This is a genomic window from Streptomyces sp. NPDC037273 (genome assembly GCF_055603625.1).
This window is the reverse complement of the sequence record NZ_JBVJVO010000006.1, coordinates 15,598-35,532: the sequence shown is the minus strand read 5'-3', so window position 1 is coordinate 35,532 and position 19,935 is coordinate 15,598. Positions and strand designations below refer to the sequence as shown.

Genomic DNA, 19,935 nt, shown 5'->3' with positions numbered 1-19,935 from the left:
TGGCCGGCGAGATACCGCCGTGGTCTCACGGTACTCCGCGTACCTGTGGTCACGCCCGCGAGCATCGGCCGGGCGCTGTTCCCGGTCGGAAACCGCCTGGTGAGAACCCACTCGTCCGAACACAGCGCGGAGTACGCTGAAGATACCGGGAGTAACTCGAACACCCGCTCCCACGCGGACGTCGTTTCCGGCGATCAAGACACTGGGCCGCCCTGCAGGGCGGCCCGGAGACGGGTCCGCGATCATGACCACCTCCCTCGCACCCTCGCATTCGGCGCGCCTTTCGCTGACGCCGAAGACCACACTCGCCGGTCTCCTGGACGGCGCCTGGTGGCCTCGCTCGCGTGACCTCGCCACGGAGCTTCCGCCCCTGGTCGACGCGCTGGAGGAGTCCTACGGACGCATCACCCGCGTCACGGTGAACCCCACCCGCTGGCCCGTCGTCCCGCACAAGGTTCCTGTCACCGGGCACACCGTGCACGTCGGCTGGTTCACCGAACAGGATCCCGACAAGATGATCCTGCTCTCCTACACCGTCGGCCGCGTCGACCTGCTGGTGATCCCGCCCGAGACGGAACCCGCCGCAGCCGCCCGTCTGATGACCGCCGCCGCCGTCCCCGGCAGCGTCCTGGCCGCCGGTGTCCTGATGTCCGACGAGGCCGCGACCGGCCGCCGCATGCGCGACGCCCGCAGCAGCGAGGACGCCTGGGAGACCGACGGCGGATCCGCCTCGCCGCCGCTCCGGCACCCGCTCATCGGCGCGCGGATGATCCCCGTACCGGGGAACCCGCGGAGGTGACCCCATGGAAACCCTGATCACGATCGCCGCGATCGCCCTGCTGATCGCGCTCGGCAGCCGCCTGATCCACCGGCTCAACGCCCAGCACGACGCACGCATCGCCGCCCACCACTTCGGCGACCCCTTCCCGGCCGTCCGCCGGCCGCCCGGCCACCACCACCGCACACCGACGGAGCAAGTCGCCCACCGAAGGCGCACGGGCACCTGGCCGTGAGCACCCCTGACCATTCCTCCGACCGAAGGCGGCGGGTGGGGTACCCGACACCCGGGAGAACCCACCCGCCGGCCTCTCGCATGAAAGGACCCCGGTCATGGCGACACTCCGCGAGCGACAGGTCTACCGCGAACGGGTCCTGACCGCCCTCTACGAAGCCACCGAAGGCAACCGGCTCCTCGGAGTCCCGGGGCGGAAACTGCGGAACGACCTGCGCATCCCGGAAGAGGACCTGGCCGCCGCCTGCACCTACCTCGCCGGCGAGGACCTGGTCAGCGTCGACTGGGAACCGGGCAACACCCCCGCGATGGTCTCCCTCACCCACCAGGGAATCCGCCGCATGGAGGCCGAAGAGGAAGAACGCGGCTGAGCCGGACCGCCCGACGGCCCGCTCTCCCTCTGCCCCGTCCGGCCCGTAGTCGTAGAATTGAGGGTGGATCGAGCACGCTCACGTGTGACGATCCGGAAGGGCGGCCTCGGCGGAGTGAATGCGCTGAGGCCGTTGTGACGACCACCGCCAAGAGGCCCGCGCGGGCGCTAGTCATGGAAACCTCCGGCACCCGTGAGGACCTGACCATGCCCTCGACAGCAGCAAGGTAGCGGCGGGCGCCCAGTGCCGTCCGTGCGTGAGCGGATGTTCCGGCACGGCCCGCTTCCGGCCGGATCGCGCGGCACCGTTCACCCCGTCAGACCAGGGCACACCGGACGGAGCGGCACTCTCCGGCATCACTCAGCAGGCCCCAGCCAGGACTTTTATTCCATTGGTTGTGGGTTCGAGTCCCACACGGCCTACGTGAGGCGGGCGAGGGGAGACCCTCGGGCCGCCCGGAGCGCCCCGACCGGTTCTCGCAGGCGGGGCGTTTCGTCGTTCCCGGGCGGAGGTTCACGGAGAGGTTTCCGGGTGAAGATCTTCTTGCTGCGAACGGGTCCTTCCGGGGCGCGGGGTGAGGCAGCGTGGACGAGTCTGGAACGTGGAGCGCGCGGGGCGCGGAGCGTGGAGGTGGGGCCGGTGTCGGCGACGTGGGACGGATCGGGGGATCCGATGGGGGAGGCCCGGGTGTTGGCCCGGTGCGCGCTGCTGGCCGCGGGGGCGGCGGTCGTGGCGCTGCTGACGGCGCTGGGCGGCGGGCTGCTGATCCTGCTGAGCGGGCTCGTGGGGCTGGCGGCGGCGGCCGTGGGGATCTGGTGGTTCCTGGCGCACCGGGGGCCGCTGCGGGCGGCGGGGGCGGTGCTCGCGGTGGGCGCGCCGGTCGCGGTCCTGTGGCTGTACGTCGCCGGCGGTGTGTGGGGGAACGCGCTGGTGGCGCTGGCGCTCTGGGGTACGGCCCTGGGGTGCGCGCGGGCGGCGCTGCGGCTTCCGGAGCGGCCGCGGGCCGAACTGATGAGGGGTGAGCCCGCGCGGCGCCCCCAACGGCCGGTCCTGATCATGAACCCGAAGTCCGGGGGCGGGAAGGTCGGCCGCTTCCGGCTGGTCGAGCGTGCCGAGCGGCTGGGCGCCCGGGTGCATCTGCTGGACCTGTCGGCCGGGACCGACGTCACCGCGCTCGCCCGGCAGGCGGTCGCGGACGGCGCGGACCTGCTCGGGGTGGCGGGCGGCGACGGCACGCAGGCGCTGGTCGCGGCGGTGGCCGCCGAGCACGACCTGCCGTTCCTGGTCATCTCGGCCGGCACGCGCAACCACTTCGCGATGGACCTGGGCCTCGACCGCACCGATCCGGCGACCTGCCTGGACGCGCTGACCGACGGCGAGGAGCTCCGCGTCGACCTGGGCTCGGTCGCCGGGCGGCCCTTCGTCAACACGGTGTCCTTCGGGGTGTACGCGGACGTCGTCCAGCACCCCGAGTACCGCGACGACAAGGCGGGCACCGCGATCGAGGTGCTGCCCGACCTGCTGCAGGGCGGCGGGGGCGACCGTCTCGACGCGGTCGCCGACACCGTCCGGCTTCCCTCCCAGCAGGCGCTCCTCGTCAGCAACAACCCCTATGCGGCGCCCGACCCGTTCGGCGCCGCCGGCGCCCACCGTCCGCGCCTCGACGGCGGCGAACTCGGGGTGATCGGCGTCCGCGTGGAGGGCGCGGCGCAGGCGGCGGAGCTCGCCGTACGGGGTACCCAGGCGACGGGCCTGCGGGTCCTGACGGCCCGTAGGGTCGAGGTCGTGGGGACCATCGGGAAGCCCGTGGGCGGTTACGGCTACGGCACCGCGGCCGGCGCCGGCCGGAGCGCGCACGTCAACGGCCATCGCGGATACCTCGACGGCACCATCTCCGTCGCCGTCGACGGCGAGGCGCTCACCCTGCCCACCCCGGTCGTCTGCACGCTCCGCCCCGGCGCCCTGCGGGTCCTGGTGCCGCGCAACAGGCCGGGCACCGTACCGCCGCAACCGCCGTTGGACTGGAGACGGATCACCGCGCTCGCCCTCGAATCCTGACCGGCACCACCCGAAGGAACAGCACATGACCACGACGACCAGGACCGGCCCCCTCCGGGGCGTCCTCAGCGACCTCCGAGCGGTCGACGGTGCCGTGTACGCCGCGGTGGCCGCGACGCCCACGCCCACGCTCGACGCGAAGCTGCGCCGGCTGTCCAGGACGGCCGACCATTCGAAGATCTCGTTCGGGGTGGCGGCGGCGCTCGCCCTCGTGCCGGGCCGGCCGCGCCGGGCGGCGCTGGCCGGGGTCGGGGCGATCGCGGTGGCCTCGGCCTCGGCGAACCTGCTCGGCAAGCGGCTGGTCCGCCGGGCGCGCCCGGACCGGGAGGCGGCCAGGGTGGAGGTGGGCAGGCACGTGCCGATGCCGGACTCGGCCTCGTTCCCGTCCGGGCACACCGCGTCGGCGGTCGCCTTCGCCACGGCCGTCGGTGTGGTGCTGCCGGTCGCGGCGGCGCCCCTCGGGGTGCTGGCGGGCGCGGTGGGGTACTCGCGGGTGCACACCGGCGTGCACTACCCGGGCGATGTCGCCGCGGGCGCGGTCCTGGGTGTGGTGAGCGCGGCCGTCGCCCTGGCGGCCGAGGCGTCCTGGTCGGCAGCCAGGGGGAAGTGAGGGCCGGTCAGTCCTGGACGGTGAGCGGCGGGAGCCGCCAGGTGCCGTCGAGGACGGAGGGGTCGGGGCCGTAGAGGCGGGCGACGAGGCTGAAGGGGCCGGCGGGTGCGGGCAGCCAGTTGGCGGCCTGCTTGGGGTCGGCCGGGCGGTCCTTGCGGACGTACAGGGTGAGGCCGCCGTCGTCGTCGTACACGAGCCCCGGGGTGCGGTCGCCGATCGAGTACCGGTCGATCTCGTTGGCGACGAGCAGCCGCTCCGGGAGGCCGTACAGGGTGACCGACCAGAAGAAGCGGGCCGGGGGCAGGTGGCCGGCGGGGAAGTGGACGACGTGGTCGCGGTCGCCGCTCGGGGGCTGGTCGCCGCGGTCGTCCGCGAGCCAGCCGTGGTACCAGGCCTCGGCGGCGGGGAGTCCGTAGAGGCCGACGTCCGCCGCGAGGGCGCGGCCGAGGTGGTTGTCGCCGAGCTCGGCCCGGGTGCCGAAGAGGCCGGTGGAGACCGCGGTGACCTCGACGGCCTCCCGCAGGCGGGCGCGGCCGTCGGCGATGCCCTGCTCGACGGCCTTCCGGAGCTCCGGGGCGAGCGCGGCGGGTTCGAACTCGCCGGTGCCGGAGGCCCCGAGGGCGGCGAGGCGGCCGCGCAGGTCGCGGTCCTGGTCCAGGACGGGGAAGAACCGGAGCAGGAAGTCGAGCAGGGTGAAGAACTCGATGCTCCCGAAGTCCTCCTCGCGCCAGACCGGCCAGACCGGTTCGTCGGCGGGGTGCGGGGCGGCCGTGTCCGTGTACGCGGAGAGGGGGCGAAGCTCGTACCTCTCCTGGATGGCGCGCAGAGCGGGCACGTCGTCGGGGCCGGCCAGGTAGGTGCGGCCGATGACGCCGACGAGGAAGGTGTCGGCGCGCAGGACGCCGGCGATGCCGTCGGGGACGGGGCCGTTCCAGCCGGGGCCCGCGACGAGGTAGTCGCCCGCGTCCTGGCCGGTGGTGCGGGCTCCGACGTATCCGACGAACGCGGTGTCGAGGTCGTGGAACGGCAGCACGTAGTAGCGGTCGAGGGCCGGGACGGAGACGACGAAGGGCTCGGCGCGCAGGTCGAGCCAGGCCACGGAGTACGGGGTGTCGTTGTTCGGGGTCACGACGTCGGTGTTGGCCGGGGTGAACGGCTCCGAGTAGTGGCGGAAGCGGCCGAACCCGCCCACGTACCGCGGGTCGTCGGAGTCGATCGCCTGCGGGTACATCGTGCGGTAGTTGTCCAGGATCGGATAGCCCCAGATCCAGGCTTCGGCCGCCGTCCGGCGGGCCTCCTCGGGCGTCAGCTGCACGGTGGCCACCTTTACGAGCGGGAGGGAACCAACCCGTACAAATTCGCACGAATGGCACCCTCCCGCACGTGGACCGGCCCGAGCGCGCGGACCGGCCCGGGGGCGCTTCCTACGCGGCGCGGGCCAGCTCCTCCTCGGTGAGGCCGAGCGCGGCCAGCCGCTCCGGGTCGGCGAGGACCTGGAGGGCGACGATCCGGTCGTCCGCGGAGATAGTGAACGCCAGGAGCGAGGAGGGGCGTCCGTCGACGACCGAGACGAAGGCGGGCGCGCCGTTGACCACGACGGGCAGCGAGGCCGCCTTGAACTTGGAGTACAGGAGGGCCTGCGAGATGACGGCCTCGGCGCCCCTGACCTCCTTCGAGTGGGCCGCGAGGATGCGTCCGCCGTCCGCGCGGAGCACGACGTCCGGGTCGAGGACGGCGAGGAGGCCCTCGAAGTCGCCGCCGTTCGCGGCGGCGAGGAAGGCGTCGGCGATCTCCCGCTGGCGCCGGGCGTCCGGGCCCTGGGACGGGGTGGCGTCCTGCACCCGGCGGCGGGCGCGGCTGGCGAGCTGGCGGGTCGCGGCCGGGGTGCGGTCCACGATCTCCGCGATCTCGTCGAAGGAGACGGCGAACATGTCGTGCAGGACGAACGCGATCCGCTCGGCCGGCGAGAGCGTCTCCAGGACGACGAGGAGCGCGAGGCCGACCGACTCGGTGAGTTCGGCGGCGTGCTCCGGGTCGGTGGTGTCGGCGGCCCGGACCACCGGGTCGGGGACGTAGTACTCCAGCGGGTCCTCGCGGCGCGAGCCGCGCGAGCGCAGCATGTCCAGGCAGACGCGGCCGACGACGGTGGTCAGCCAGCCGCTGAGGTTCTCCACCGCGCTGACGTCCGCGCGGCTCAGCTTGATCCAGGTCTCCTGGACGGCGTCCTCGGCCTCGCTGAGCGAGCCCAGCATCCGGTAGGCCACGGCCCGCAGATGATTCCGGTCGGCCTCGAAGCGCCGGGCCAGGAGTTCCGTGTCGGCCCCTGCGGCCGCGAACTCACCGGCGGCACGTTCCTTCTCGGCGTCCACTCGTCGATCTCCCCCTTCGTGGTCCGTCATGCCTTCATGACGGATGAAACCCTGCCTATGTGACACGAGCCGAGGGGCTCCGGGTGGGGTGTGTCGTCCCGGCACGTGAGATCCCCGCCGCCTGGTGGCGAACGCCGGGGATTCCCCGGCGGATGCCGGTGAGCGCCGTGAATCACCCCTTCAGCTCGAAGATCGTTCTCCGTAGATTGATCACCATGACGACGACAACGACGCAGGTCAACCCGGTTCTCCGCACCCCGCCGGCCTCCCCCGCCGCCGCGGCCGCCTACTTCTCGGCGAGCCTCGCCTTCCACGCCGACGTCTCCGACGTGGCCTCCGCGCTGGCCACCGCGGCCGCCGACGGCACCGACCCGGGCTTCGTCGTCATCGACTCGCGCTCGACGGCCTCCTGGGACCAGGGGCACGTCCCCGGCGCGATCCACCTGCCGACCGCGCTCATCCCCGAGCAGGCCGGGCAGCTGCTCGACAAGTCCGTCCCCGTCGTCACCTACTGCTGGGGCCCCGGCTGCAACGGCGCCACGCGCGCCGCGCTGGCCCTCGCCGAGCTGGGCTACCAGGTCAAGGAGATGCTCGGCGGCTTCGAGTACTGGGTGCGCGAGGGCTTCGCGTACGAGACCTGGGAGGGCCCCGCGGAGAAGGCCGCGGACCCGCTGACGGCGCCGGTCGACTCCGACGACTGCGGCTGCTGAGCGGGTAGGACGGAAACGGATTTCGTGATCGCCCCACCCATGGCGTACAGTCGTGTTTACCGACGCGGGGTGGAGCAGCTCGGTAGCTCGCTGGGCTCATAACCCAGAGGTCGCAGGTTCAAATCCTGTCCCCGCTACTCAGTAGCAGCGAAGGCCCGGATCCAGTCACTGGATCCGGGCCTTCGTCGTGTCGCCACCCGTTCCGCTTGACCTTTACGCAACGTCAAGATCTAGCGTTCTAGTCATGGAGTGGTCGATCCAAGAGGTCGCCAAGAAGGCCGGCACCACCAGCCGCACCCTCCGCCACTACGGGGAGCGCGGACTGCTGGAACCGAGCCGGATCGGCGCGAACGGTTACCGGTACTACGACCAGGCGGCGCTGGTACGGCTCCAGCGCATCCTGCTGCTGCGCGAGCTGGGGCTCTCGCTGCCCGCCATCGCCGAGGTCCTCGCGGGCCAGCGGGACACCTCCGCCGCCCTGCGCACCCACCTCGCCCTCCTGGAACAGGAACGCGAGCGCATCGGACGCCAGATCGCGTCGGTGCGGACCACCCTCCACAAGACCGAGAAGGGAGAAGAACTCATGGCCGAGGAAGTGTTCGACGGCTTCGACCACACGGCGTACGAGCAGGAGGTCACCGAACGCTGGGGCGGCGAGGCCTATCAGCGGGGCGACCGCTGGTGGCGCTCGCTCGACGCCGGGCAGAAGAAGGCCTTCCTGGACGAACAGGCCGCCATCGCCCGTGACTTCGGACAGGCCGCGCGCGACGGACTGGCCGCCGGCAGCGACGAGGTGCAGGCCATCACCCGGCGCCAGGTCACCTGGCTGTCCGCCACCACGGCCCCCACCAAGGAGTACGTGATCGGGCTCGGCCGGATGTACGTCGACGACCCGCGCTTCACCGCCCACTACGACCGGCACGGCGAGGGCACCGCGATCCTCGTCCGGGACGCGATGGAGGTCTACGCGGAGCGGCACCTCTGACGGGACTGTCGGAAGTAAACGGTGGCCAAAAGCGTGCCCGCCTCTTTGCCGGGGCCCCGCACCCCACCGTAGTCTCACGCGCACCATGAGTGACGAGCGTGCGCGCGATGTGAGCGAAGTGAGCCGGCGGGCGCCCGCCGTGCTCGTGCTGCTCGCGCTCCTCGCCCTGCTCGTCAGCGTCTGCCACGGCTCCCAGGGCCACCAGCTGCCCACCCCGGGCACCGCCACCCTCTCCGCCCCCGCGCTTCCGCACGGCTGCGAGCGGTCGGGGGACGCCTGGACCTTCGACGCCCATCTCCCCGCGCAGGCCGCGGCCTCCCAGCCCGCCGCGCCCGACGCCGGCGCCGCCGCGGTCCTGCCGTACGAAGCGGACCTCCGCACCGACCCGCGCGCGCTCTGCGTCCGGGACCGGGCGGGCCCAGGCCCCCGGCCGGGCCGGCTGCTCATCGCCCTCGGGGTGGACCGGAACTGAACCGGGTCCCGCACTCGCGTGACCAGGTTCCCTTTCGCGTACCCACTCCAAGGACGTACACCATGACCGCACCACTGATGCTGCCCGTCGAGGGGCAGACCGTCGGCAACACCCCCGTCCTGTGGACGGACGACGGCTACTGGGCCAAGCTCGAAGGCTTCAACTTCGGCGGCATCAAGGACCGCGCCGCCCTCTACATGGTCGAGCAGGCCCGCCGCCGGGGTGCACTGCGGCCCGGCGCCCCGATCGTCGAGTCGACCTCCGGGACCCTCGGCCTCGGCCTCGCCCTCGCGGGCGTCCTCCACGGCCACCCCGTGCACGTCGTCACCGACCCGGGCCTCGAACCGATCGTCGAGCGGATGCTCGTCGCCCACGGCGCCCGGGTGCACGTGGTGACCGAGCCGAGCCCGCGGGGCGGCTGGCAGCAGGCCCGGATGGACCGGGTCGCCGAACTGCTGCTGAGCCTCGACGGGGCCTGGTGGCCCGACCAGTACGGGAACCCCGACAACCCCGCCGCCTATGCGGGGCTCGCCGCCGAACTGTCCGCGCAGCTCGACCGGATCGACGTCCTCGTCTGCGCGGTCGGCACCGGCGGCCACTCGGCCGGCATCTCCCGGGCGCTGCGCGCGACCGGCAGCCCCGCCCTGGAACTGGTGGGCGTGGACTCGGTGAACTCCACCGTCTTCGGCCTGCCGGCCGGGGAGCGGCTGATGCGCGGCCTCGGCTCCTCCATCCATCCGGGGAACGTCGACCACGGGGCCTTCGACGAGGTGCACTGGGTGGGCCCGGCGGAGGCGGTCCGGACGGCCCGGCGGCTGGCCTCGCGCCACTTCGCGACCGGCGGCTGGAGCGTGGGCGCGGTCGCCCTGGTCGCCGGCTGGCTGGCCCGCACGCGGCCGCGCGGCACCCGGATCGCGGCCGTCTTCCCTGACGGGCCGCAGCGGTACTTCGACACCGTCTTCAACGACGAGTTCTGCGCGGCGCACGGGCTGCTCGACGGTCCCGTACGGGAGGACCCCGCCGCGTACGTCTCCGCCGACACGGTCAGCGGCTGGACCCGCCGGGTCCTGGAGCGTGCCCGGTGACGACGGCGACCGCGCCCGCCAAGGGCGGCGTCTGGCGGCAGAGCCGTACCTTCGAGCCCGCCGTACGGCTCCTCTTCCTCAACCAGCTCACCATCAACCTCGGCTTCTACATGCTGATGCCGTACCTGGCCGCGCACCTCGCGGACGGGCTCGGCATGGCGGCCTGGGCGGTCGGGCTCGTCCTCGGCGCCAGGAACCTGTCCCAGCAGGGCATGTTCCTCGTCGGCGGGGCGCTCGCCGACCGGCTCGGCTTCAAGCCGCTCATCGTGGCCGGCTGCGCGCTGCGGACGGTGGGCTTCGGGGCGCTCGCCTTCGCCCAGTCGCTGCCGATGCTGATCGCCGCCTCGCTGGCGACCGGGCTCGCGGGGGCGCTGTTCAACCCCGCCGTACGGGCCTGCCTCGCGGCCGAGGCGGGGGAGGAGCGGCGGGTCGAGGCCTTCGCGCTCTTCAACGTGTACTACCAGGCGGGCATCCTGCTCGGGCCGCTCGTCGGGGTGGCCCTGACCGGGGTGTCGTTCCGGCTGACGTGCCTGGTCGCGGCGGTCCTGTTCGCCGGCCTGACCCTCGTACAGCTCCGGCACCTTCCCGTACGGGCCGTGCGCGAGCCGAAGGGGGCGGGGGAGCGGGGGCAGTTCCGCACGGTGCTGTCCCACCGGACCTTCTGGTTCTTCTCGCTCGCCATGACCGGCTCGTACGTCCTGTCCTTCCAGGTCTACCTGGCGCTGCCGCTCGCGGCCGACGGCACGGCGCTCACCACGGCGCTGTTCGTCGTCTCCGCGCTCGTGGCGCTCGCCGGGCAGCTGCGGATCACGGCCTGGTGCCGGCGGCGCCTCACCCGGGAGCGCTGCCTCGTCCTCGGGCTCGCCCTCATGGGCGGCGCGTTCCTGGCACCGGCGGCGCTGGGCCGGGGCGCGGCCGGGCTGTTGCTCTGCGCGGCGGTCCTCGCCGTCGCGAACGCGGTGCTCTACCCCTACGAGATGGACACCGTCGTCGCCCTCTCCCGGGGCCGCTGGGTCGCCACCCACTACGGGCTCTACAACACCGTGTGCGGGATCGGCATCACCCTCGGGAACCTCGGGACGGGCGCGCTGCTCGACGTCACCGGCTGGTCGGCGGCACCCTGGCTCGCCCTGTGCGCCGTCGGTCTGGTCTGCGCGGCGGCGATGGCCCTGCTGTCCAGGGGCGGACGGCTGGCGGAGGAGAGCCCCCCAGGAAGCGCCTGACCTTCCGGGCTACGCCACTCGGCCCCGTGGGAGTCGCCCGCCGGTGCGGCGGCGGCCACGCTGGGAGGGCGCGGTGCGGACCGCGGCCGGTCGGACCGGGCAGGAGAGCACAGGTGGGGCACCCCCAAGGAGTGGCGGGCGGCGGGCGGCGGCGTGACGAGGGCCGTCCGGCGTACGGCGGCGCGCGGCGGTTCATCCGCGCGCTGCCCCCGCTGGTCATCGTGGGCGGGGTCTTCTTCGACGTGTCGACCCCGCCCGCGTACACGGCGGCGCCGCTCTTCTCCGCCGCCCCGCTGATCGCCGCGCCCTTCTTCTCGACGCTCACCACCCTGCTCACCGGGATCGCCGCCGTCCTCGCCTCCATCGGGCTGCACGTCTACAACGGCACCGCCGACGAGATCCCGGCGCTCACCGAGACCCTGACCGTCCTCACGGTCTCCGCGCTCGCCCTCCTCATCAACCGGGTGGTGCGCCGCAGCGGCGAACGGCTCGCCTCGGCGCGGGTCATCGCGGAGACCGCGCAGAAGGCGGTCCTCCCGATGCCCGCCGAGCGGATCGGCGGGCTCCAGTGCGCGGCGCGGTACGAGGCGGCGCAGGCGGACGCGTTCATCGGCGGCGACCTGTTCGCCGTCCAGGACACCCCGCACGGGGTGCGGCTCGTCGTCGGGGACGTACGGGGCAAGGGGATGGACGCGGTGGAGGCCGTTGCCGTCGTCATCGGGGCCTTCCGCGAGGCGGCCGAACAGGAACGGACCCTGGAGGGCGTGGCCGAGCGCCTCGAACGGGCGCTGGCCAGGGAGGGCACCCGGCGGCACGGGCTCGACGCCTTCGAGGGGTTCACCACCGCCGTCCTCGCCGAGCTTCCGCGCGCCGACGGCAGCGGCACCTTCAGCGGTTTCGTACGGGTGGTGAACCGCGGGCACCCGCCGCCGCTGCTGCTGTACGCGGACGGGCACCTGGACCTGCTGGACCCGGCCGAGCCCGCGCTGCCGCTCGGCATGGGGGATCTCGCGGCCTGGCCTGACCGGGCCGAGGCGCGGCCCTATCCGCCGGGCGCGACCCTGCTCTTCTACACCGACGGCCTCTCGGAGGCGCGGAACGCCGAAGGCGTCTTCTACGATCCGGCCGAGCGACTGGCCGGCCGGATCTTCCCGGGACCCGAGGAACTCCTCGACGCGCTCGTGGACGACGTACGGCTCCACACCGGCGGCGGGTCGACGGACGACATGGCGCTGCTCGCGGTGAGCAGGCCGGCGGCGGGGCAGCCGGAGCGGCGCAGGACGATGCCGGTGGTGCCGCCCGGCGGGTCCGGTCACCAGGTGTAGTCGAGGGGTGTCACTGCGATAACAATTGACATAACGTCAGATCGCGAGGTTTCCCTTATCCCGTTCTGAACGGGGGTCAACTCGGGCGATTACCTCCCAATTCAATGAACGATCAAGCGGAACGGCTTGGAATCGGGACCCCCTGTCTATTAACGTTCGATAACGCAGCGCGGTCGTCACACCCGTCGCAAGAGGCGGCACCGTGCGCACGCGCCGAATCCTGAAAAGGAACCGGGGAACCACCACTTGGGGTGAATCGGGCCCCTTCGCACCCGTGCGGACCACGCACCCGTGCGGTCGAGCCCGTAGGAGACCTTCCTGCTCCGAACCCGTCAGCTAACCCGGTAGGCGAGAAGGAAGGAAAGGAGCGCGCCTCCGTGGCGTCCAACACTCCCGCACCCGAAGCCCCCTTCGATGCCTTCGGTGGTGGTGCGGGTCCCGCCGCCCCGGACACCGAGTGGAATCCCACCGAGGACTCCCTCCGCGCGCAGAGCCGCTCCGGCGGCCGCCACCGGGTCGTCAAGCAGCGCTCCAACTTCGCCCGTTCCTCCACCGTCCTCGGCGTCGGCGTGATCGCCGCCGTCGGCGCGGGCGGCCTCGCCACCGCGCAGGAGAAGCCCCCGGTCGCGATATCGCTCCCCGACCTGGACCTCCCGGACCCCCACGACCTCCCCGGCGTCGGCGACCTCCTCCCCGGCGAGGACAGCGCGCCCGTCAGCGCGGCCCGCGCCAACCCCAACCCGCTCACCGCCGCCACCTACACCACCGGCGCCGACGAGCAGGCCGACAGCGCCACCAGGACCGCGTCCGGCGCCGCCGACGCGGGCGAGGCCCTGCGCGCCCGCATCCTCCAGCAGGCCGAGTCGCAGCAGGCCTCCGCCGACGCCGCCGAGAAGGCCGCCGCGGAGAAGCTCGCCGCCGAGAAGGCCGCCGCCGAGGCCAAGGCCAAGGAAGCGGCGGCGGAGAAGGCGGCCGCCGACGCCAAGGCGAAGGCCGAGGCCGAAGCGAAGGCCAAGGCGGAAGCGGAAGCCGCGGCCAAGGCGGAGGCCGAGCGCCTCGCCAAGCTCGCCGCGAGCTACTCGCTGCCCCTCTCCTCGTACAGCCTCACCGCCACCTACATGCAGTCCGGCTCGATGTGGTCCTCCGGCTACCACACCGGCCTCGACTTCGCCGCGCCCACCGGCACCCCGCTCAAGGCCGTCCACGGCGCCACCGTCAAGTCCGCGGGCTGGTCCGGCTCCTACGGCTACCGGATCGTCCTGGAGCTCGCCGACGGCACCGAGGTCTGGTACTGCCACCTCTCCTCCATGACGGTCTCCGCAGGCCAGACCGTCGGCACCGGCGAGACCATCGGCCGCGTCGGCGCCACCGGCAACGTCACCGGCGCCCACCTCCACATGGAGGTCCACACCTCCGGCGGCGACGGCATCGACCCGGCGGCCTGGCTCCGCTCCAAGGGCCTGTCGCTCTGACCCCGTCACCCGCTCCGGGCGCCCCGCCTCCCGGAGCCCGGACGGAATAGGCCCGGCGGCGCGAGCGGTTGATCCCCCCATGACCTCTCTGCGCCCGCTGGGCAGTTCCGACCTGCACGTCTTCCCGCTCGCCCTCGGCGGCAACGTCTTCGGCTGGACCGCCGACGAGGCCCAGTCCTTCGCCGTCCTCGACGCCTACGCCGCGGCGGGCGGCAACTTCGTCGACTCCGCCGACGTCTACTCCGCCTGGGCCGAGGGCAACGAGGGCGGCGAGTCCGAGACGGTCATCGGCCGCTGGCTCGCCTCCCGCGGCAACCGCGACGACATCGTCGTCGCCACCAAGGTCGGCGCCCACCCCCACTTCAAGGGGCTCTCCGCCACCACCATCAAGGCCGCCGCCGAGGAGTCGCTGCGCCGCCTCGGCACCGACCACATCGACCTGTACTACACGCACTTCGACGACGAGACCGTCCCCGTCGAGGAGATCGTCACCGCCCTCGACCAGCTGGTGAAGGACGGCAAGGTCCGCGCCGTCGCCGCCTCCAACATCTCCCCCGAGCGGCTGCGCGCCTCCCTCGACTTCGCCGAGACCGAGGGCCTCGCCCGGTACGTGGCCCTCCAGCCGCACTACAACCTGGTCTCCCGCGACACCTACGAAGGCCCGCTCCTGGAGACCGCCGAACAGGCCGGCCTCGCCGCCGTCCCCTACTACGGCCTCGCCTCCGGCTTCCTCACCGGCAAGTACCGCCCCGGCGTCACCGTCGACAGCGCCCGCGCCGCCGGCAAGCACCTCGACACCGAGCGCGGCCGGGCCGTCCTCTCCGCCCTCGACACCGTCGCCGAGGCCCACCAGGCCGAGCTCGCCAGCGTCGCCCTCGCCTGGCTCGCCTCCCGCCCCACCGTCGCCGCGCCGATCGCCTCGGCCCGCACGGTCGAGCAGGTCCCGGCCCTGATCGCGGCGGCCGACCTGACGCTCACCGCGTCGGAGCTCGACCTCCTGACGGAGGCGTCGGCCCGCTGAGGCCCTTCCTTCGGGGCGCTGGCTAGCTCCGGTACGGGTTGTAGCCGCCGTAGTCCAGGTACTGCGGCGGCGCCCACACCCGGCCCGTCGCCCGCGCCGCGTACGTCAGGGAGGGCGAGGCGACCGCGCGCCGCTGCCACAGGTGGTGCAGCAGCTCCTGCTCGCGGGCCGGGAAATCGGGCCCGGCCGTGCCGCGCCGGGCCCGGTCCCGCAGGAACGCCAGGGTCGTCGCGAACGACTCGTACTCGCCGACGGCCCGCGCGGCCTCCGGGCCGTACGTCCGGCCCGCGAAGGACCGGGCCAGCTGGCGGGCCCGCATCGAGGAGAGCGCGAGCGGCTCGGCGGGGGAGAGCCAGCCGGCCGCCGCGTACGCCGGGAGCTCGCCGGATATCGTGCGCAGCTCGCGCTGCCGGCTCCACACCGCGAGCCAGGTCAGCAGGCCGAAGGCCGGGACCATCAGCGCCCCGTACACCGCGTAGAACGCCCACGGGCCGCCGAAGGTGGCCGAGCCGTTCCAGGCGGCGTGCAGGCCCATCGCGAGCAGCAGCCCGGCGAGCGGCAGCAGCACCTTCCGCAGCCGCTTGCCGCGCGGGGCGAGCGCGGCGAAGCCGAAACCGATGCCGGTGAGCACGGTGAACAGCGGGTGCGCGAACGGCGACATCACCACCCGGACGAAGAAGGTGCCCGCGGTGACCATGCCGATGCCCGCGCGGCCGACCTCCTGGTCCTCTCCGAAGGCGTTGCCCAGGTAGAGGATGTTCTCGGTGAAGGCGAAGCCGGTCGCGGTGAAACCGGCGAAGACGACGCCGTCGACGAGCCCGCCGAAGTGCCGCCGGCGGAAGAGGAACAGCAGCAGGACCGCGGCGGCCTTCGCGCTCTCCTCCACCACCGGCGCGATGACGGTCGCCCCGAGGTTGTCGGCCGAGTCCGGGTCCGCCGTGGCCGTGGCTATCCAGCGGACCGCGAAGGAGTTCGCCAGGATCGCGACCAGCGCGGCGGCGAAGGCGCCCCAGGCGAAGGCGAACAGCAGGTTCTTCCACGGCCCCGGCTCGACCCGGTCGAGCCAGCGGAACGCCGCCATGAGCAGCGGTACGGGAAGCACGGCGAGGCCCAGGCCGACGAGGAAGCCCTGGGTGCCGGTCTGCTCGCGGACCAGCGCCAGGATGACCAGGGCGCACAGCGCGAGCAGCGTGATCACGGCGACGGCCCGGACCACCCGGCTGCGCCAGAACGCGCGGCGTGGCTTGTAGCGCCACTTCGACCGGTCGGCGGCGGCCGGGAAGGCCGGCTCGTCGCTGTCCCGGTGCGGCACGGGCGCGGTGTCCTCGGGGGGCCGGCCGGCGGCGGGCAGGTCGGCGGGGGCAGGGTTCGACACGTGAGCGACCCTAACGACCCCCACCGACACGGGGCGACGGGGTTAAGCCGTCCCCGTCACTTCCGCCGGAGGTCCGGGTCGCTTCCGGCGGAGGTCCCGGTCACTTGCGGCGGAGGTCCCGGTCACTTCCGGCGGAACAGGAGGTCGTGGACGACGTGGCCCTTGTCGAGGCCCTGGCCCTCGAAGCGGGTGAGCGGACGGAAGTCCGGGCGGGGCGCGTAGCCCCCGTCGGCCTGCGTGTTCTCGTAGTCCGGGTGCGCGGAGAGCACCTCCAGCATCTGCACGGCGTACTCCTCCCAGTCCGTGGCGCAGTGCAGCACGGCCCCGGGCTTCATGCGCGGCGCGAGGAGGCTGAGGAACTCGGGCTGGATGAGCCGGCGCTTGTGGTGGCGGGCCTTGGGCCACGGGTCGGGGAAGTAGACCCGGCAGCCGTCGAGGCTCGCGTCGCCGAGCATCTCGCGGAGCAGGATGATCGCGTCGCCGTTGGCGACCCGGACGTTGGTCAGTCCGTTCCGGTCGGCGAGGCCGAGCAGATTGCCCTGGCCGGGCGTGTGCACGTCCACGGCGAGGATGCCGGTGCCGGGGTCGGCCGCGGCCATCTGCGCCGTCGCCTCGCCCATGCCGAAGCCGATCTCCATGACGACGGGCAGCCCGTCGAACATCTCGCCGAGGTCGAGGACGCCCTTGCCGTCGATGTCGAGGCCCCAGTCGGGCCACCGCTTCAGCATCGCCTCGGCCTGCCCGTAGGTGACCCGGCTCCGGCGCGGCTGGAAACTGCGGATGCGCCGCTCGTGGTGCGCCCCGGCGGGATCGGGCATGGGCCCCTCGCCGGGAGCGAACATCCGGCTGCCCCGCCGCGCGGCGGCCTTGGCGGGCTCGGCGGCGGGCTCGGCGGCGGTCTTGGCGGGCTCGGCGGCGGCCTGCGGGCCGTTCTCAATCTGCTCAGACACAATGCCACCGATTCTACGGCGGCCCCCGGGGTGGGCCACCGTCCCCCGGCCCCCGCTACAGCTGGGCCAGCGCTCGTGACGCGACCTCGCGGCCGATCGGGAGCGAGGCGGTGGCGGCGGGCGAGGGAGCGTTGAGCACGTGCACCGTGCGGGCTTCCTCGCGGAAGAGGAAGTCGTCGACGAGGGTGCCGTCCCGCAGGACGGCCTGGGCCCGCACGCCCGGCGCCGCGCGCCGGAGGTCGGACTCGCGGACGACCGGGAGGAGCCGGCGGACCGCTTCGGTGAAGGCGCGCTTCGAGAGGGAGCGGTGCATCTCGCCGGCGCCGTATCTCCAGTGGGCGCGGGCGATGGCCCAGGAGCCGGGCCAGGCGAGGGTGCCGGCCAGCTCGCGCGGGCGGACGACAGACCAGCCGTATCCCTCGCGGGCGAGCGCCGGCACCGCGTTGGGCCCGATGTGGACGCCGCCGTCGATGCCCCGGGTGAGGTGGACGCCGAGGAAGGGGAAGGCGGGGTCGGGGACGGGATAGACCAGGCCCCGCACCAGCGAGGGGTCCTTCAGCTCGTAGTACTCGCCCCGGAAGGGGACGATCCGCATGCCGGGGTCGTCGCCGGCGAGGCGCGCGATCCGGTCGCAGTGGAGGCCCGCGCAGTTGACGAGGACCCGGGCCCGCACGATCCGGCCGTCCGCCGTCCGCACGGCGACGCCCCACGGCCGCCGGTCGATCACGGTGACCTCGGCGCCGTACAGGATGCGGGCCTTGGAGGCCTCGGCGAGCCGCTCGGAGACGGCGCCGTAGTCGCAGATGCCGGTCGTGCCGACGTGGATCGCGGCGAGGCCGCGCACGCGGGGCTCGTACTCGCTGATCTGCGCCGGGCCGAGCTCGCGCACCGGGATGCCGTTCTCCCGGCCGCGCTGCACGAGCGCGTGCAGCCGGGGCAGCTCGTCGCGCGTGGTGGCGACGATGAGCTTTCCGGTCACCTCGTGCGAAATGCCCCATTCCGCACAGAACTTCACCATCTCGGCCGCGCCCTCGACCGCGTACCGCGCCTTGAGCGAGCCCGGCCGGTAGTAGATCCCGCTGTGGATCACCCCGCTGTTGCGCCCGGTCTGGTGGCGCGCGAGAGCGTGCTCCTTCTCCAGAACCGTGACCCGGGTACCGGGAGCGGCACGCGTCACCGCGTACGCCGTCGAGAGACCGACGATCCCTCCGCCGATCACCAGTACGTCACAGTCAAACACCAGCGCCACCTCCCACCCCCGATAGTGCACTGGCCCACTGACAACGCCGCTAAACGCCCACTTCGTGGGACGCGCGTCACGGTCGGGCCACGGGCCCCGCCGGAGCGGCGCGTCACGCTGGGGAGACGAGGAGGGGCCGGGCCCTCTCCCGCAGCTCCATGACCCGCGGCTCGTCCCCGTACGGTTCGAGCCGGTGCAGCAGATCCCGTACGTACTCCGTGGTCCGCGCCGAGGAGATCCGCCCCGCCACCTCCACCGCGCGCGTGCCCGCCGCGCAGGCCGCGTCGAGGTTCCCCGACTCCAGCTCGGCGACGGCGGAGACCACGAGCCGCAGCCCGTGCGAGCGGACGAACTCCTCGGTGGGCCTCGACAGCGCCTGCTCGGTGAAGCGGCGCACCTCCCGGGGCGCCTTCAGGTCCCGGTAGCACTCGGCCGCGTCGGCGCAGAACCGGTCGTACGAGTAGAAGCCGAGCCACGTCGGGTCGGCGTCGCCCTCCCGGGACCGCTCCAGCCAGCCCTCGGCGGACTTGAGCGCGGCCGCGGCGGCGACCCCGTCCCCGGCCTTGGCGTGCGCGCGTGCCTCGACGAGCCGGAAGAAGGACATGGTGCGGGCGGTGGCGAGCCCCCTGTTGCGTTCGAGGGCGGCCTGGGCGAGGTCGACGCCCTCGTCGGCGAAGCCCCGGTAGGTGGCCTGCAGGGACATGGAGGCGAGGACATAGCCGCCGAGGGGCACGTCCGCGGCGGCGCGGGCGAGCCGCAGGGCCTGGATGTAGTAGCGCTGGGCGGCCTCCTGCTGCCCGGTGTCGAAGGCCATCCAGCCGGCGAGTCGGGTCAGCTCGGCGGTCGCCCCGAACAGGGCCCGGCCGACCTCGTCCGAGTACGAGCCGAGCAGCAGCGGAGCCGCGTCCACGCGTAAGCACTCGGGGACCATGGAGGAGCGCCAGTCCCCGCCGCCGTACTTGGAGTCCCAGCGGCGGGCGTCCTCGGCGGCCTCGCGGAGCTTGGCGACATCGCTGTGCCCCACGCGCGCGTGCTCCGCGGCCGCCGCGCCGCCCCCGCCCGGGCCGGGCCGCGGGGCCTCGCGCTCGACCGACGGGTCGGCGGGCGTTATCAGCCAGCGGGAGGTCGGGGTCGCGTACGCGCTGACCGCGAAGGAGCCGGCGAGCGACTGCCAGATGCCGCCCCCGCCGGCCCGCCGCCCCGCGAGGTCGAGCCGGTACAGATCGGTGGCCGAGCGGACCGCCTCGCCCACGTCGCGCGGGAAGGCGAGCCCCACCTCGGGCGCCGGGTCGGCGTCCGCGAGCCCGATCTCGTGCAGCGGCACGGGCCGCCCGAGCTTCTGGCCGATCGCGGCGGCGATCAGGTGCGGGGCGGCGCCCTGCGGCACCATGCCCTTCGACACCCAGCGGGCGACCGAGGTCTTGTCGTAACGAAGCGTCAGACCCCGCTGTGCGCCGAGGTCGTTGACGCGCCGGGCTAGCCCGGCGTTGCTGATTCCCGCGAGGGCGAGAACCGTGCCGAGCTTTTCGTTCGGCCCGCGTTGCTCCCTGGACATGACGCCACCCCTCGACAACACAGCCGGCCGCCACGACGCCGGGCATAGGCGTGCGGCATTCGTAAACACAGCGTAGTTCGCCGCATCCCTACCGTTAAGGGG

Annotated in this window: 19 protein-coding genes, 1 tRNA gene and 1 riboswitch; of the genes, 14 read left to right on the top strand and 6 right to left on the bottom strand. The window is 73.5% G+C overall.

All coding sequences use genetic code 11. The annotated features are described in order from the left end of the window. The first annotated feature begins 244 nt into the window (after positions 1-244). From ACZ7G1_RS17615 to ACZ7G1_RS17595, 5 genes are all read left to right on the top strand, one after another. Entirely contained in the window at positions 245-799 is a 555-nt protein-coding gene (locus ACZ7G1_RS17615; RefSeq protein ID WP_470878082.1) for a DUF5994 family protein, read from the top strand. Between the two features lie 4 nt (positions 800-803). Next, positions 804-1,013 carry a hypothetical protein gene (locus ACZ7G1_RS17610; RefSeq protein WP_470878081.1) on the top strand — a complete coding sequence of 70 codons (210 nt, stop codon included), beginning with the start codon at positions 804-806 and terminating at the stop codon, positions 1,011-1,013. Positions 1,014-1,110: 97 nt separating this feature from the next. After that, positions 1,111-1,383 carry a hypothetical protein gene (locus tag ACZ7G1_RS17605; RefSeq protein ID WP_470878080.1) on the top strand — a complete coding sequence of 91 codons (273 nt, stop codon included), beginning with the start codon at positions 1,111-1,113 and terminating at the stop codon, positions 1,381-1,383. Between the two features lie 672 nt (positions 1,384-2,055). Further along, positions 2,056-3,441 carry a diacylglycerol/lipid kinase family protein gene (locus ACZ7G1_RS17600; RefSeq protein ID WP_470878190.1) on the top strand — a complete coding sequence of 462 codons (1,386 nt, stop codon included), beginning with the start codon at positions 2,056-2,058 and terminating at the stop codon, positions 3,439-3,441. Positions 3,442-3,466: 25 nt separating this feature from the next. After that, entirely contained in the window at positions 3,467-4,051 is a 585-nt protein-coding gene (locus tag ACZ7G1_RS17595; RefSeq protein ID WP_470878079.1) for a phosphatase PAP2 family protein, read from the top strand. 7 nt (positions 4,052-4,058) lie between these two features. On the opposite strand, the gene ACZ7G1_RS17590 is transcribed toward ACZ7G1_RS17595, so the two are convergent. Both ACZ7G1_RS17590 and sigJ read right to left on the bottom strand, forming a co-directional pair. Continuing rightward, the gene (locus ACZ7G1_RS17590) at positions 4,059-5,366 is read right to left on the bottom strand and encodes a DUF1254 domain-containing protein (protein ID WP_470878078.1); all 1,308 of its coding nucleotides are present in this window, start codon (positions 5,364-5,366) and stop codon (positions 4,059-4,061) included. Between the two features lie 109 nt (positions 5,367-5,475). After that, a complete protein-coding gene (sigJ, locus tag ACZ7G1_RS17585) occupies positions 5,476-6,450 on the bottom strand; it encodes an RNA polymerase sigma factor SigJ (protein WP_470878077.1) in 975 nt (324 codons plus the stop codon). 185 nt (positions 6,451-6,635) lie between these two features. Here sigJ and ACZ7G1_RS17580 point away from each other — a divergent pair, with 185 nt between their 5' ends. The 9 genes from ACZ7G1_RS17580 (at position 6,636) to ACZ7G1_RS17540 (ending at position 14,713) form a co-directional block, all read left to right on the top strand. Further along, a complete protein-coding gene (locus ACZ7G1_RS17580; RefSeq protein WP_470878076.1) occupies positions 6,636-7,130 on the top strand; it encodes a rhodanese-like domain-containing protein in 495 nt (164 codons plus the stop codon). Positions 7,131-7,193: 63 nt separating this feature from the next. Then, positions 7,194-7,267: transfer RNA gene (locus ACZ7G1_RS17575), tRNA-Met, on the top strand. Positions 7,268-7,374: 107 nt separating this feature from the next. Next, entirely contained in the window at positions 7,375-8,115 is a 741-nt protein-coding gene (locus tag ACZ7G1_RS17570; RefSeq protein ID WP_470878075.1) for a MerR family transcriptional regulator, read from the top strand. Between the two features lie 85 nt (positions 8,116-8,200). Then, positions 8,201-8,587 carry a hypothetical protein gene (locus tag ACZ7G1_RS17565; RefSeq protein ID WP_470878074.1) on the top strand — a complete coding sequence of 129 codons (387 nt, stop codon included), beginning with the start codon at positions 8,201-8,203 and terminating at the stop codon, positions 8,585-8,587. A gap of 62 nt (positions 8,588-8,649) precedes the next feature. Then, positions 8,650-9,672: a PLP-dependent cysteine synthase family protein gene (locus tag ACZ7G1_RS17560; RefSeq protein ID WP_470878073.1), complete on the top strand. Its 1,023-nt coding sequence runs from the start codon at positions 8,650-8,652 to the stop codon at positions 9,670-9,672. Continuing rightward, positions 9,669-10,895 carry an MFS transporter gene (locus ACZ7G1_RS17555; RefSeq protein WP_470878072.1) on the top strand — a complete coding sequence of 409 codons (1,227 nt, stop codon included), beginning with the start codon at positions 9,669-9,671 and terminating at the stop codon, positions 10,893-10,895. The genes ACZ7G1_RS17560 and ACZ7G1_RS17555 overlap by 4 nt, the downstream gene beginning before the upstream one ends. Before the next feature lie 113 nt (positions 10,896-11,008). Beyond that, positions 11,009-12,220 carry a PP2C family protein-serine/threonine phosphatase gene (locus ACZ7G1_RS17550; RefSeq protein WP_470878071.1) on the top strand — a complete coding sequence of 404 codons (1,212 nt, stop codon included), beginning with the start codon at positions 11,009-11,011 and terminating at the stop codon, positions 12,218-12,220. Positions 12,221-12,421: 201 nt separating this feature from the next. Next, positions 12,422-12,586, top strand: a riboswitch (cyclic di-AMP (ydaO/yuaA leader). An 11-nt stretch (positions 12,587-12,597) separates the two neighbouring features. Next, positions 12,598-13,692 carry a M23 family metallopeptidase gene (locus ACZ7G1_RS17545; RefSeq protein ID WP_470878070.1) on the top strand — a complete coding sequence of 365 codons (1,095 nt, stop codon included), beginning with the start codon at positions 12,598-12,600 and terminating at the stop codon, positions 13,690-13,692. Positions 13,693-13,771: 79 nt separating this feature from the next. Beyond that, positions 13,772-14,713, top strand: coding sequence for an aldo/keto reductase (locus ACZ7G1_RS17540; RefSeq protein WP_470878069.1), 942 nt, complete (start codon positions 13,772-13,774; stop codon positions 14,711-14,713). A gap of 22 nt (positions 14,714-14,735) precedes the next feature. Here the strand turns inward: ACZ7G1_RS17540 and ACZ7G1_RS17535 are convergent, their stop codons facing one another. The 4 genes from ACZ7G1_RS17535 to ACZ7G1_RS17520 all read right to left on the bottom strand — a co-directional run bounded on the left by ACZ7G1_RS17535 (position 14,736) and on the right by ACZ7G1_RS17520 (position 19,833). After that, a complete protein-coding gene (locus tag ACZ7G1_RS17535) occupies positions 14,736-16,088 on the bottom strand; it encodes a PrsW family intramembrane metalloprotease (RefSeq protein ID WP_470878068.1) in 1,353 nt (450 codons plus the stop codon). A gap of 122 nt (positions 16,089-16,210) precedes the next feature. Further along, on the bottom strand, positions 16,211-17,038 hold the full coding sequence (trmB, locus tag ACZ7G1_RS17530; RefSeq protein WP_470878067.1) for a tRNA (guanosine(46)-N7)-methyltransferase TrmB: 828 nt from the start codon (positions 17,036-17,038) through the stop codon (positions 16,211-16,213). A 55-nt stretch (positions 17,039-17,093) separates the two neighbouring features. Beyond that, positions 17,094-18,278: an L-2-hydroxyglutarate oxidase gene (gene lhgO, locus ACZ7G1_RS17525; RefSeq protein ID WP_470878066.1), complete on the bottom strand. Its 1,185-nt coding sequence runs from the start codon at positions 18,276-18,278 to the stop codon at positions 17,094-17,096. A gap of 112 nt (positions 18,279-18,390) precedes the next feature. Beyond that, a complete protein-coding gene (locus ACZ7G1_RS17520; RefSeq protein WP_470878065.1) occupies positions 18,391-19,833 on the bottom strand; it encodes an MFS transporter in 1,443 nt (480 codons plus the stop codon). Positions 19,834-19,935 lie beyond the last annotated feature (102 nt).